Consider the following 14023-nt stretch of genomic DNA (forward strand, 5'->3'; position numbering starts at 1 on the left):
AGGAAAGAAACGAGGTGTCTGTCCTATGCAGAAGCTCTCCGGAAAAAGCCTGCTTTTGGTCAGTTTTACGCTATTTTCCATGTTTTTCGGAGCCGGGAACCTGATTTTCCCGCCGCATCTGGGCGCACAGGCCGGTACCAGTCTCTGGCCTGCCTTTGCGGGCCTTGCCGTCAGCGCCGTCGGCCTGCCCATCGCAGGAGTCACGGCGGTGGCCCGGGCGGGCGGTCTGGACAGGCTTGCCGGCCGTGTCCATCCGGTGTTCGCCACGGTGTTCACCATTCTGGTGTATCTTTCCATCGGGCCCTGCCTTGCCATCCCCCGCACCGCCAGCACCTCCTTCCAGATGCTGGTGCCGCTGATAGGCGGCGGTGCCGGGCTGCAGCTGGCCTATTCGGTGGTGTTTTTTGCAGCGGCCTTTCTGGTGGCACTGCGGCCGGAAAAGCTCACCAACTGGCTGGGCCGCATCCTCTGCCCCAGCCTGATTTTGCTCATCGTGGTACTGTTTGCCGGGTGTCTGGCCCACCCGCTGGCCGCGTACTACGGCGCACCCAGTGCAGAATACGCCGCGCTGCCCACCGTGCAGGGCATCCTGTACGGCTACCAGACCATGGACACTCTGGCCGGGCTGAACTTTGGCGCGGTCATCGCGCTGAACATCCGGGCCCGGGGCGTCACAGAGAGCCGCGCCGTGGAGAGCGGCACCATCCGGGCCGGACTTCTGGCGGGCGGGCTGCTGCTGGCCGTTTATGCCATGCTGAGCCATGCCGGTGCCCAGACCGGGGCGGTATACCCGGGCCTTGCCACCGGTGCCGAGGTGCTCACCGCTCTGGCACAGCAGCTGTTCGGCCGGGCGGGCCTTGTGCTCATTGCGGCCATCTTTGTCATTGCCTGCTTCAACACCTGCGTGGGCCTTATCGCCTGCGTGGGACAGTATTTCCACCAGCTGCTGCCCCGCATCCCCTACCCTGCCCTTGCCGCCTTTTTTGCTGCGGCCAGTATGCTGGTGTCCAACCTTGGCCTTGCCGCCATCATCCGGCTGTCCACCCCGGTGCTCAACGCCATCTACCCCGCCGCCATCGTGCTGATCCTGCTCTCCTTCCTGCCGGGCCTTGAGCAGCGCCGGGCCGTGTACCCGCTGTGCGTGGGCCTGACCGCCCTGCAGAGCATCGCGGCTGCCCTGCCGCTGGGGGCCCTGTCTGCCGCTGCCAATGCTCTGCCGCTTGGCAGCATTGGCTTTGGCTGGGTGCTGCCCGCACTGGCCGGGCTTGCAGGCGGGCTGCTCCTCAGCCGTTTTTCCCATTGAGCCCTGCCGCCCACATCCTGAATACAGACCAAAAGGGGCTGATGCACATCTTCCGGTGCACCAGCCCCTTTGCCGTTACTGCAGCTTTTTGCGTTTTTCGTAGTCGTTCAGGGCGTCCAATGCCTCATGCGCCATGGGCACCAGTGCCAGCATATTGAAAATGGTCATCAGGCCGATGCCCACGTCGCCCAGATCCCACACCACCGTGTAGGCCTGCATTCCGCCGATCACCAGCATGACCAGCGCGATCAGCTTATATGCGGTCTGGCTCCACCAGTTGTCGCCGCACAGGTAGGCCACATTGCCCCGGGCGTAGTACAGAACGCCCAGAAAGGTGGAAAAGCTGAACAGCGCCAGCGTGACCGCAATGAACACGATGCCAAAGCTGCCCAGATGGTACTGCATCGCCTTCTGCAGAAGGTCCATGCCCGCCATCCCGGCGGTAAGCTCCTGCGGCACCAGCAGCATCAGGAACGCCGTGCAGCTGCAGATCACCACCGTATCGATCAGCACGCCCAGCGCCTGCACAAAGCCCATCTTGACCGGGTCGTCGCACTCTGCGGCGGCAGCCGCACAGGGGGCCGAGCCGCTGCCCGCCTCGTTAGAAAACAGGCCGCGCTTGACGCCGTTCATCAGCACGGCACCAAAGCCGCCCGCCACGGCCTGCCGCAGGCCAAAAGCCTCGGTAAAGATGCGTCCGAGCACCGCCGGGAGCTTGGGCAGGTTGAACAGCACGATGCCCACGGTAATGACAAAATAGCACACCGCCATGATGGGCACCATCACGTCCAGACTTTTCACGGTGGCGTTCCGGCGCAGCACGATGACCGCTGCAATAGCCGTGAGCACCAGCGTTGTAGCCAGCGGCGGGATGTGGAAGGCATTTTCAAAGGCAGAGCTCACCGAGTTGGAGATGACCTGACTGATGCCGCACCAGCAGATGAGGCCGGACGCCGCGAACAGGGCCGCTGTTACAGACCGCTTGAGCTTTTTGCCGCGCTTGCGCTCAGCCAGCACATGCAGATAATAGGCAGGGCCGCCGCGCCAGCCGCCATACAGCGGGTCGGGCTGGCGGTATTTCTGGGCAAGGGTGGACTCGATAAAGGAGGTGGACGCGCCCAGCAGGGCCGTGACCCACATCCAGAACACAGCGCCCGCACCGCCTGCGGAAACAGCGGCCACCACGCCCACCAGATTGCCCATGCCTACGCGGGTAGCGGTGGAAATGATCAGGGTCTGGAAGGAGGAAAGGCCGTCCCTGCCCTGCTTTTTTTCACACACGGCAGCGATCATATCCCGGAACAGCCGCACCGGCAGAAGACGGGTGCGGCTGGTGAACCAGATGCCCGCCGCAAGCAGCAGCACCACCATGAACGAAATTCCGATGCCGCCGCCCAGCGGAAGGATGAACAGATCGCCCCACAAAAGGCGATAGACGGATTCGATAAGATTTACCAGCAAGGCAGATTCCTCCTGTAGATCAATGAAATGAAAACGATAACTTCATTATAGTACAGTACAGAAGAATTGTAAAATCTAAAATATTGATAGAAATAATCGATGGAACAGGATAACTTGACAAATCACATAGCTTCGATTATACTACAAACAGAAGGGGCGCTGACTGCAAAGGTCAGCTTTCCATCCCGTTAGTCAAAAAGATTGACCGCTCGAGTTGGGGAACTGTGAGGCGGTCAATCTTTTTTGTTATCATCGCTTTTCATCTGGGAAAACTTTGCCATAACCTCAACGGTCAGACGGATCACATCCACGATCAAGCTCAACAACGCGAGAATGAACGTGAGCAACGCGAGAGTCTCCAGCAGATTCATTCGATATCCCTCCCTTCGCCTTCAAGGCTCCGGGCAGGGTACTTTCAAAAAAAGTTTCCTCCCGGACCTCTGCTTGTTCTATGTAGAAATAGAAAAACCAGCGATACGGGATAGAAAGCATGACCACCAATTTTGCAATCAGCGCCTTATTGTTATTTTAACACAATCTTTTTGGAATTACAACACAAAAGCCGCCCGGCGGTCATACCGGGCGGCGGAGGAAGATGCGCGCTGCAGCGCGCAAAAGAGAAGATTTTTACAGAATATCGATGTACTCACCGGCCAGCGCCTTGTTCATGCTGCGCACGGCGCAGAACTTGCCGCACATGCTGCAGGTGTCGCTGTGGTCGTCCTCGGGCAGGCGGGCGTCGCGGATGGCCTTGGCGGTCTCCGGGTCCAGTGCGCAGGCGAACTGTGCATCCCAGTCCAGCACGCGGCGGGCATCGCCCATCTTGTCGTCGATATCCCGGGCGTGGGGGATGCCCTTGGCGATATCGGCGGCGTGGGCAGCGATCTTGGAGGCCACGATGCCCTGCTTCACATCGTCCACGTTGGGCAGAGCCAGATGCTCGGCGGGGGTCACATAGCACAGGAAGGCTGCACCGCTGGCGGCTGCCACGGCGCCGCCGATGGCAGCGGTGATGTGGTCGTAGCCGGGGGCGATATCGGTGACCAGGGGTCCCAGCACATAGAAGGGTGCGCCCATGCAGATGCTCTTCTGCACCTCCATGTTGGCCGCCACCTGATTCAGGGGCACATGGCCGGGGCCTTCCACCATCACCTGCACGTTGTGTGCCCATGCGCGCTTGGTCAGTTCACCCAGACGCACCAGCTCCTCGATCTGGCACACGTCGGTGGCGTCAGCCAGACAGCCGGGACGGCAGGCATCACCCAGCGAGATGGTCACATCGTGCTCGGCGCAGATCTCGCAGATCTCGTCAAAGTGCTCGTAGAAGGGGTTCTCGTTGCCGGTCATGCTCATCCATGCAAACACCAGAGAGCCGCCGCGGCTGACAATGTTCATCTTGCGCTTGTGCTTGCGGATCTGCTCGATGGTCTTGCGGGTGATGCCGCAGTGCAGGGTGACAAAGTCCACGCCGTCCTCTGCGTGCAGACGCACCACATCGATGAAATCCTGTGCAGTCAGCTCTGCCAGATCGCGCTGGTAGTGGATGACCGAATCGTACACCGGCACGGTGCCGATCATCACCGGGCACTCGTGGGTCAGCTTCTGGCGGAAGGGCTGGGTATTGCCGTGGCTGGACAGGTCCATGATGGCTTCGGCGCCCATGTTGACGGCGCTCATCACCTTCTGCATTTCCACATTGTAATCCTTGCAGTCGCGGGAAACGCCGAGGTTCACGTTGATCTTGGTGCGCAGCATGGAGCCGACGCCCTCGGGGTTCAGGCACTCGTGGTGCTTGTTGGCGGGGATGGCAACCTTGCCCTCAGCGACCCACTGGCGGATCTCCTCGGTGGTGCGGTATTCCTTTTTTGCCACGATCTCCATCTGCGGCGTGATGATGCCCTTGCGGGCAGCATCCATCTGGGTGGTATAAGTCTGCATACGCTCTGTTCCTCCAAATGACAGTTTATCTCTGAACAGCAGGGTGCTGGTCATACAAGGTTAGGGAAAGGCAGCCGTCATTCAGAAAAAGCAGAACGTTCTGGATGCCGGCACCTGCGCAAAATACGTTTTTCATGTTGGTTTTCTCCATGAATTTTATAACGCGGCCCAAGGTGGTGCCCCCGGTTTGCCGCGGGATCGGTCAGATGATCTGCTCAGAAAGCGCCTTCAGCTCCCGGCACTCGGTCTCAATGTCATCTGCTGCAAAAATGGCGCTCACAAGGGCCACACCGTCCACGCCGGTGCCCTTGAGCTGCAGGATGTTCTCCTTGTGGATGCCGCCGATAGCCACCACCGGGATGTCCACGGCGTCACAGATGGCCTTCAGGGTCTCGTGGGGCAGAACGTCCACATCGGTCTTGGTATGGGTGGCAAAAGCCGCACCCACACCAAGGCAGTCTGCGCCGTGCTTCACAGCTTCCTGCGCTTCCTCCACGCTGTGGACGGAAACGCCGATTGATCATTCCCTCGCCCACACGGGCGCGCACCTGCGCTGCGGCCATATCCTCCTGCCCCACGTGCACACCCTCGGCGTGGCAGCGGATGGCAATGTCCACGTTGTCGTTCACAAAGAACGGCACACCGTAGCGCTGGCACAGAGCATGGATCTCCACAGCCTCTTTCAGAAAAGCTTCGTCGTCCAGCTCTTTTTCACGCAGCTGCACACAGGTGACACCGCCCTTCAGGGCGCTTTCCACCTGCTCATAGAGGGACTGTTTTCCCACCCATGCGCGGTCGGTGACGGCATACAGAAGCATGTTCTGCTTATCGCACTTCATAGTTTGCTCCTTCTTCCAGCTGTTCCGGGGTCATATTGTAAATAGCATCGATGATGTAGCTGCGGTAGGTGGCGTTGCCGTCCTGCGGGGTGAGCCGCTTGTGGGCGATCTCGCCCGCAAGGCCCATAGCGCACACTGCGGCTGCAGCAGCTTCCAGCGGATGGCCGGGGTTGGCGGTAACGAAAGCCGCCGTGAGGGCCGAGAGCTGGCATCCGGTGCCGGTGATGCTGCTCATCATGGGATTGCCGTTGCGGATGACATAGGCTTTTTGCGCATCGGCCACGATGTCGATGGCACCGGTGATGGCAATGACGGCACCGGTCTGAGCCGCAAACTTTTTGGCAAAGGCCACGGCAGAATCCAGATTTTCCTCAGTGACTTTATCAGCCACATCGGCATCCACGCCCTTGGTGGTGCCCGCGCCGGAGGCCAGCGTTTTGATCTCCGAGATATTGCCGCGGATCACCGCGAACTTCACGTCCCGGAGCAGGCGGTAGGCCGTATCGGTGCGCAGGCGGGATGCACCCGCACCCACCGGGTCCAGTACCACAGGATGGCCCAGCGCGTTAGCCTTTTTGCCCGCCAGCAGCATGCTGGTGATGGTGCGGCTGTTCAGGGTGCCGATGTTGATGTTCAGTCCGCCGCAGATGGTGGTGATGTCCTCCACCTCGGCAGCATCGTCAGCCATGATGGGCGAAGCACCGCAGGCCAGCACCATGTTGGCGCAGTCGTTCACGGTGACGTAGTTGGTAATGTTATGGATGAGCGGGCAGGTGCGGCGCAGGTTCTCGAATTCTGTTTTGAACATTCGGGTGCGCCTCCGTCAGGAAAGACTGTTCTGCATGGAGCGCAGTGCGCCGGAGCGCTGCAGGCTGTACACCAGCACGCCCGCAATGATGGAACCCACGGCGGTGGAGATGAGGAAGGGCACGATGTAGGCATAGAACGCGATATCACCGGCGCTCTTGCCCATGAGGAAGATGGCCACAGGGTAGGCGCACAGACCGCCCAGAATGCTGGTACCGAACACCTCGCCCACCATGGTGGCAAAGATGTTCTTCGTCTTAGCGTACACAAGGCCGCACAGCAGGGCACCGAACATGCTGCCGGGGAAGGCCATCAGGCTGCCCAGACCCAGCAGGTTACGCAGCAGGGAGGCCACAAAGGCCACACCCACGCCCCACCACGGGCCAAGCAGCACGGCACAGGTCACGTTGACCATGTGCTGGATGGGTGCGCATTTGCTGCCGAACATGGGGAAGCTGAACACGCTGCCCACCACGCACAAAGCACACAGCATACCGGCCAGCGCCAGCTTTTTCACAGAGAGATTTTTCATAAGGCAAGGCTCCTTTCTCCTGCGGGAGCAGCAAAACCGTACAGCGCCCCCGCAAACAGCCCGTACCGGATGGCACAGGCAAGATCTACAAGCGGTCGAGACTTTCTGGTCTCCTCTCACGCCGGAACACGGCTTCCCATCGCTGACGATTCACGGCACTCAGGGCGCTCCCCCTCAGTCCGCTGCGGCAGTCCCCCCGCAGAAAGGTACAAGGCATCCTCCTCAGAACAGTAAAATAAGCTACAACAAAAAACAGGAGACCCCCTTCTGCGGGGCCTCCTGCAAAAAATCATATGGATGACTTCCTACGGCGGCATTATCCGCATCAGGTAAAAGGGTCGAAGTTCGGATACTTCCTCTCAGCCCGCTGTCACGAGCTCCCCTGTATTTGATTGTGACTGTATTCTACACCCTTTGCACCAAAATTGCAAGAGGGAGGGGAATGATCGTGAATGCGGAGCGCATTTTTGATCGTTATGCCGCCGGATAGTTCACGCCTTTACAGACCAAACCCGCCGTGCAGGGGTCTGCGCAGCGGGTCTGGCTATGAGGAGAATATTATGAAAAAGCAGAGAAAGTCGGTTTAACCCATGGTCACCCGCACCTGCACTGTAGTCCCGGCAGCAGCCAGCGGCAGCACATTGCCCGCAAGGGCTTTGCCGTCCACCGTGATGCTCTGCACACCGTGCTGCACGGCGGCGGTGTTGTCCACTGCAATGTGATACACTGCGCCCCGGTAGCGGCGGGTGACGGTGTAGCCGGTCAGGGTGTGGGGGATGCAGGGGTCTACCCGCAGGCCGTCCAGCGTGGGCTGGATGCCCAAAATGTACTGGCTCACATTGACGAAAGTCCATGCGGCCGTGCCGGTCAGCCAGCTGTTTTTCGCCTCGCCGAAGGCGGGCGCATCCCTGCCCGCCACCATCTGGCTGTAGACGTAGGGTTCGGTGCGGTGGATCTCGGAAATATCCTCGATGTAGGCCGGGCAGGTCTTGCGATACACCTCAAAGGCCCGGTCTCCATGGCCCAGCACGGTTTCAGCGCAGCTGATCCACGGATTGTTGTGGCAGAAGATGCCTGCGTTCTCCTTGTATCCCGGCGGATAGCTGGAAATTTCGCCCAGATTCAGCTGGTAGCTGGTGTAGGCGGGCTGGTGCAGCACCACGCCGTATGGGGTGTCCAGCCGCTCCTCCACGCTCCGGAGCGCCTGCGCGGCCTGCCCGGTCTCCCTGCCGATGCCTGCCATGACGCACATGCCCTGCGGCTCAATGAAGATCTGTCCCTCGGTGCACTCCCTGCTGCCCACAGGGTTGCCGAAAGCATCGTAGGCACGCCGGAACCATGCGCCGTCCCAGCCTGCGGTCAGGGCCGCCTGCTCCACGGCGTCGATGCTCCGGCGGGCAGCTGCGGCCTCATCGGCAAGCTGCAGGCGGTCGCACAGTTCTGCATACTCGCGCCCGTACTTGACGAACATACCCGCAATGAACACGCTCTCGGCCACCGGGCCCTCGCTGGGACCGGTGATCTGGAAGCTCTCGCCCGGGTGCTCCGAGAAGCAGTTCAGGTTCAGGCAGTCGTTCCAGTCCGCACGGCCAATGAGCGGCAGGCCGTGGGGGCCAAGATGGGTGCAGGTAAAGCGGAAGCTGCGGCGCAGGTGCTCCATAAGCGGCTGTGCCTTGCGCTCGTCGTTCTCAAAGGCCACCTGTTCTTCCAGAATGGACCAGTCGCCTGTCTCCCGCAGATAGGCGGCGGTGGCGGCAATGAGCCACAGCGGGTCATCGTTGAAGCCGGTGCCCACATCCCGGTTGCCCTTTTTGGTCAGGGGCTGATACTGATGGTAGGCGCTGCCGTCCTCGAACTGGGTGGCGGCAATGTCCAGAATGCGCTCCCGCGCCCGGGCGGGGACGATGTGCACAAAGCCAAGCAGGTCCTGACAGCTGTCCCGGAAGCCCATGCCGCGGCCGGTGCCGCTCTCGTAGTAGCTGGCCGAGCGGCTCATGTTGAAGGTGACCATGCACTGGTACTGATGCCAGAGGTTCACCATGCGGTCCAGCTTTTCCTCGCCGGACTGCAGCCGGTAGCCGGACAGCAGGCTCTCCCAGTGGTCGGCCAGCGCGGCGCGGGCAGCATCCACCTGTGCATCGTCGGCGTAGCGGGCCATCATGGCGTGGGCGCGGGTCTTATTGATGACGCCGGGGGCGGTGAATTTTTCCTCCTGCGGGTTCTCGATGTAGCCCAGACCGAAGAGGATCTTCTTTTCCTCCCCGGGGGCAAGGTTGACATGGATATGCAGCGCACCCACCGGTGCCCAGCCGTGGGCGATGCTGCCGCTGCAGTGCCCGGCACGGACGGCCTGCGGGTCTGCCGGGCCGCCGTACACACCGCAAAAAGCATCCCGGGCGGTGTCAAAGCTGGTGACAGGGGTGTTGGACCAGAACACCGCGTAGTGGTCGCGGCGCTCCCGGTACTCGGTCTTGTGGTAGATGGCACACGGCTCCACCTCCACCTCGCCGGTGGAGAAGTTGCGCTGGAAGTTGGTGCTGTCGTCTACAGCGTCCCACAGGCAGAACTCCACATAGCTGAACACGTCCAGCTCCCGGGGACGATCGCTGCGGTTGGTCAGGGTCAGCCGGTCCAGCTCACAGGCATCGCCCTTGGGCACGAACAGCTCCTGCGCGGCGCAGATGCCGTCCTTTTCACCCTCCAGAATGGTGTAGCCCAACCCGTGGCGGCAGCTGTAGCGGTCCAGCGGCGTCTTGGTGGGCTGCCAGCCGGGGTTCCAGACCGTGCCGCCATCCTTGATGTAGATGTGGTGGCCGTCCATGTCCAGCGGGGAGCTGTTGTAGCGGTAGCGGGTCAGACGGCGCAGCCGGGCGTCCCGGTAAAAGCTGTAGCCGCCTGCCGTGTTGGAGACCAGACTGAAAAAGTCTTCACTGCCAAGGTAGTTGATCCACGGCAGCGGGGTCTGCGGGGTGGTGATGACATATTCCCTGCGTGCGTCATCAAAATGGCCGAATCTCATAAATGCTTCCTCCTTATCAGCGGCCGTGACAGCCGGCTGCATCGTTTTTGCGAAAACGATTAAGAACTCAGGCAGAAGCATTCTCTTCGCCTTTAGCATAGCCGAAGCCGCGCAAAAAAGCAAGGGGTCCCGCAAAAAAATTTCCGGAAACAGCGTTCACAAATCCGCGTATCTTCATCTTTCTTGCGCAGTTCCGCTGCCGTTCTTCCCGGTGCCGGCGGGAAACGAAGCCGTCCGGACTCCATTTAGAGGTAATGATATCGGCAGCGAAACTCGCAGCGAAAATGTTTTCAATTTTCATCGAAATGTAACGAAATCCATCCGGAATGCACAATTCCGCTTCTCCGAAAACGGACAGAACGCCAAACTTTCATGAAAAGCAATGAAAGTTTTTCTCATGCGCTTGATTTTTGATGCACAATGCGCTATCATGAAATTGCGAAAACGATTAAGCAATCGACAGAGAACATCCCCGCACAATATTTCCTGAAGGAGGCAGCAAAGTGATGCCGTCCCTGAAAGATCTGGCCAAGGAATGCGGTGTATCGGTAGCAACGGTCAGCAAGGCGCTGAACAACCAGCCGGACATCTCGGCCGCCACCCGGGAGCGGGTGCGGGCCGCTGCGCACCGCATGGGCTACCTGCCCAACGCCGCCGCCCGTTCCCTCAAGACCAACCGCACCTACAATCTGGGCGTTTTGTTTGTGGACGAACGGCAGAGCGGCCTGACCCACGAATATTTTTCTGCTGTGCTGGACAGCTTCAAGGTGGAAGCAGAAAAGCACGGCTACGACATCACTTTCATCAACCACAATATCAGCGGCCGGAGCATGAGCTATCTGGAGCACTGCCGCTACCGCAATGTGGACGGCGTGGTGATCGCCTGCGTGAACTTCTACGACCCGCAGGTGGTGGAGCTGGTGAACAGCGAGGTGCCCGTCGTCACCATCGACCATGTGTTCAACAACCGCATGGCCATCCTCTCGGACAATGTTTCCGGCCTGAAAGCGCTGGTACGGCAGGCATGGGCCTGCGGCCACCGCCGCATCGCCTTTATCCACGGCGAAAAGACCGCCGTCACCGAGAACCGTCTGGCGGGTTTCTATCAGGCCAGCGAAGAGCTGGGCCTGAAGGTTCCGGAGGAATATGTGCGGGAGGGCATCTACCACGATGCCGACCGCTGTGCCGCCGAGACTCAGGCCCTGCTGGCACTGCCGCAGCGGCCCACCTGCATCATCTTCCCGGACGATTTCTCCGCGCTGGGCGGCTACAACGCCATCAGCGAAGCGGGCCTTTCGATCCCCGAGGACATCTCGGTGATGGGCTACGACGGCATCTACCTTTCCCGGGTGGTCAAGCCTCAGCTGGTGACCTACCGGCAGAACACCACCGCGCTGGGCCGCACCGCCGCCGACAAGCTCATCGAGTTCATCGAGCACCCCCGTGTGACCCTGCCGGAACAGATCCGCGTTTCCGGCAAGCTGCTGGACGGTGGGTCGGTCCGCAGCCTCTGATCCGTCTCCCAAGGTTCTGGTTCGTGGAGCCTTTTTTGAGAAGAAAGCTTTTTGCAGATAATGGAAAACCATGAAGGAGGTTTACCCTTATGAAAAAGATCTCTCGTCGTAATTTCCTGCTCGCATCCGGCGCAGTGACCATTGGTGCAGCTCTGGCTGCCTGCGGCGGTTCCTCCGCTTCCACCAGCACCGCTTCTTCCGCTCCCGCATCCAGCGCAGCCGCTTCCGGCACCTCTGCCGCCGGCAAGGTGCTGAACATCTGGTGCTGGAACGATGAGTTCCAGAGCCGCTTCAACGACTACTATCCGGAAGTTTCCGAGATCGCAGCGGACAAGTCCACCACCACCCTGAAGGACGGAACCACCGTCAAGTGGACCATCAACGCCAACGAGAACAACAACTATCAGAACAAGCTGGACGAAGCACTGCTGAGTCAGGACAGCGCCGCCGACGATGACAAGATCGATATTTTCCTGATTGAAGCCGACTACGCGCTGAAGTATGTAGATTCCGACTACGTTCTGGATGTGAAGGCCGACATCGGCCTGACCGATTCCGACCTGGCCGGCCAGTACCAGTATACCAAGGACATCGTCACGGTGGACGGCAGCCAGCGCGGCACCACATGGCAGGCAACGCCCGGCCTGTTCGCATACCGCCGCAGCATCGCCAAGGATGTTCTGGGCACCGACGACCCCGCCGAGGTGCAGGCACACCTGTCCGACTGGGATAAGTTCAACGATGTGGCAGCACAGGCCTCTGCCAAGGGCTACAAGATGCTGTCCGGCTTTGACGATGCATACCGCACCTTCTCCAACAATGTGGCCGCTCCGTGGGTGGACGGCACCACCGTCACCGTGGACGAGAACATCATGAAGTGGGTGGAACAGACCAAGGAATACACCGACAAGGGCTACAACAACAAGTCCAGCCTGTGGGACAGCCAGTGGGCGGCCGATCAGGGCCCCACCGGCAAGGTGTTCGGCTTCTTCTACTCCACATGGGGCATCAACTTCACCCTGCTGGGCAACTCGCTGGAGACCCCTGTGGCCGAGGGCGGCAAGGAGGAAGTGGGCAACGGTATCTACGGCGACTACGCCGTGTGCGAAGGCCCTCAGCCCTACTACTGGGGCGGCACCTGGATCTGCGGCGCAGCCGGCAGCGACAACATCGAGACCATTAAGGATGTTATGCAGAAGCTGACCTGCGATGAAGCCATCATGAAGCAGATCACCATGGATACGCAGGACTACACCAACAACGAGAAGGCTATGAACGAGATCGCAAACAGCGATTACAGCTCCGCTTTCCTGGGCGGCCAGAACCACATCGCTCTGTTTGCAGAGGCTGCAACCAAGATCGATATGTCCAACGCCGGTCCCTACGATCAGGGCCTGAACGAGAGCTTCCAGAATGCGTTCAAGGATTACTTCACCGGCAACGTGGACGAGGATACCGCAAAGGCAAACTTCGAGACCGCCATCAAGGAGAAGTACCCCGAGCTGACCGATGTGGTCTGGCCCGCATGATTGCGGCATGACCCAATTCGCTGACACGGAAAAGTGAATACAGAGGGCGGGCGGCATATCTCGCCCGCCCTCTTTGCTTTTCTACAGATAACAGGAGGCGATCCTATGGGAGAAAAGAAAAAGAAAGGGTCGATCAGCTACGCGAAATGGGGCTACATCTTCATTGCGCCGTTCTTTATCATCTTCGCGGTATTCCAGCTGATCCCTCTGGCATCCACCATCTACTACAGCTTTTTTGAATATTACCGCAGCGGCCTGAAGATCATCGGCCCCAGCTTTGTGGGCCTGAAAAACTACATCACCCTGTTCGCCACCGACCTGCCCAAGTATTTCAGCAACACGCTGATCCTGTGGATCATCGGCTTTATCCCGCAGATCGCCGTTTCGCTGCTGCTGGCGGCATGGTTCACCGACCTGCGCCTGAAGCTGAAGGGCCAGACCTTCTTCAAAACAGTCATCTACATGCCCAACCTGATCATGGCTTCGGCCTTTGCCATGCTGTTCTTTGCGCTGTTCTCGGACAACGGCCCGGTGAACGCCGTGCTGCTGAGCATGGGCTGGATCAAGACTCCCATCAGCTTTTTGAACACCGTGTGGGGCAACCGGGGACTCATCGGCCTGATGAATTTCCTCATGTGGTTCGGCAACACCACCATCATGCTCATGGCAGCCATCATGGGCGTAGACCCCACCCTGTACGAGGCTGCGGAGCTGGACGGCTGCACCCCGAACCAGATGTTCTGGAAGATCACCATTCCGCTCATCCGGCCCATTCTGGTCTACGTGATGATCACCTCCATGATCGGCGGTCTGCAGATGTTCGATGTGCCGCAGATCCTCACCAACGGCAAGGGCGGGCCGGACCGCACCTCCACCACCATGATCATGTACCTGAACAACCACCTGTTCAGCAAGAACTACGGCATGGCCGGTGCTGTATCCGTGGTGCTGTTCCTCGTTTGTGCGGTGCTGTGCGTGGTGGTCTACTTCTCCCTCACCCGGGAGGATGACGGCCTGACCAAAGCCCAGCGCAGGGAATTGAAAGCTGCCCGGAAGGCAGCAGCTAAAGGGGGCAAGTGAA

General features: G+C 59.9%; 11 protein-coding genes, 1 pseudogene and 1 riboswitch. Of the genes and pseudogenes, 4 read left to right on the forward strand and 8 right to left on the reverse strand.

Translation table 11 applies throughout. The features are described from left to right. Nucleotides 1-25 precede the first annotated feature (25 nt). Complete coding sequence (brnQ, locus tag ACKXF7_RS01495; protein WP_423741941.1) at nt 26-1303, forward strand: branched-chain amino acid transport system II carrier protein; 1278 nt, start codon at nt 26-28, stop codon at nt 1301-1303. A gap of 75 nt (nt 1304-1378) precedes the next feature. Here the strand turns inward: brnQ and ACKXF7_RS01500 are convergent, their stop codons facing one another. The 8 genes and pseudogenes from ACKXF7_RS01500 to ACKXF7_RS01535 form a co-directional block, all read right to left on the reverse strand. Further along, a complete protein-coding gene (locus ACKXF7_RS01500) occupies nt 1379-2764 on the reverse strand; it encodes an alanine/glycine:cation symporter family protein (RefSeq protein WP_423741942.1) in 1386 nt (461 codons plus the stop codon). A gap of 233 nt (nt 2765-2997) precedes the next feature. Then, nucleotides 2998-3135 carry a hypothetical protein gene (locus ACKXF7_RS01505; protein WP_339395390.1) on the reverse strand — a complete coding sequence of 46 codons (138 nt, stop codon included), beginning with the start codon at nt 3133-3135 and terminating at the stop codon, nt 2998-3000. A gap of 256 nt (nt 3136-3391) precedes the next feature. Then, entirely contained in the window at nt 3392-4702 is a 1311-nt protein-coding gene (thiC, locus tag ACKXF7_RS01510; RefSeq protein ID WP_044953845.1) for a phosphomethylpyrimidine synthase ThiC, read from the reverse strand. Between the two features lie 202 nt (nt 4703-4904). After that, a pseudogene (thiE, locus tag ACKXF7_RS01515) lies at nt 4905-5541 on the reverse strand (thiamine phosphate synthase). After that, nucleotides 5528-6349 (reverse strand): hydroxyethylthiazole kinase, encoded by an 822-nt coding sequence (gene thiM, locus ACKXF7_RS01520; RefSeq protein WP_339395391.1) that lies wholly within the window; start codon nt 6347-6349, stop codon nt 5528-5530. Before thiM ends, thiE begins: the two are co-directional and overlap by 14 nt. A gap of 15 nt (nt 6350-6364) precedes the next feature. Continuing rightward, nucleotides 6365-6880, reverse strand: coding sequence for an energy coupling factor transporter S component ThiW (gene thiW / locus ACKXF7_RS01525; protein WP_339395392.1), 516 nt, complete (start codon nt 6878-6880; stop codon nt 6365-6367). A gap of 285 nt (nt 6881-7165) precedes the next feature. Then, nucleotides 7166-7274, reverse strand: a riboswitch (TPP riboswitch). Nucleotides 7275-7463: 189 nt separating this feature from the next. Continuing rightward, nucleotides 7464-9899, reverse strand: coding sequence for a GH36-type glycosyl hydrolase domain-containing protein (locus ACKXF7_RS01530; RefSeq protein WP_423741943.1), 2436 nt, complete (start codon nt 9897-9899; stop codon nt 7464-7466). A 67-nt stretch (nt 9900-9966) separates the two neighbouring features. Then, nucleotides 9967-10233, reverse strand: a complete 267-nt coding sequence (locus ACKXF7_RS01535) for a hypothetical protein (RefSeq protein ID WP_423741944.1) — start codon at nt 10231-10233, stop codon at nt 9967-9969. Nucleotides 10234-10405: 172 nt separating this feature from the next. Here ACKXF7_RS01535 and ACKXF7_RS01540 point away from each other — a divergent pair, with 172 nt between their 5' ends. The 3 genes from ACKXF7_RS01540 (at nt 10406) to ACKXF7_RS01550 (ending at nt 14022) form a co-directional block, all read left to right on the forward strand. Beyond that, the gene (locus tag ACKXF7_RS01540; RefSeq protein ID WP_249238082.1) at nt 10406-11413 is read left to right on the forward strand and encodes a LacI family DNA-binding transcriptional regulator; all 1008 of its coding nucleotides are present in this window, start codon (nt 10406-10408) and stop codon (nt 11411-11413) included. Between the two features lie 89 nt (nt 11414-11502). Then, entirely contained in the window at nt 11503-12942 is a 1440-nt protein-coding gene (locus tag ACKXF7_RS01545; RefSeq protein WP_423741945.1) for a carbohydrate ABC transporter substrate-binding protein, read from the forward strand. A 105-nt stretch (nt 12943-13047) separates the two neighbouring features. Continuing rightward, nucleotides 13048-14022 (forward strand): carbohydrate ABC transporter permease, encoded by a 975-nt coding sequence (locus ACKXF7_RS01550; protein ID WP_117529995.1) that lies wholly within the window; start codon nt 13048-13050, stop codon nt 14020-14022. The last annotated feature ends 1 nt before the right edge of the window (nt 14023 follow it).

The sequence above is a fragment of the Faecalibacterium sp. 7 genome, from assembly GCF_049562865.1.
Taxonomy (GTDB): Bacteria; Bacillota; Clostridia; order Oscillospirales; family Ruminococcaceae; genus Faecalibacterium; species Faecalibacterium wellingii.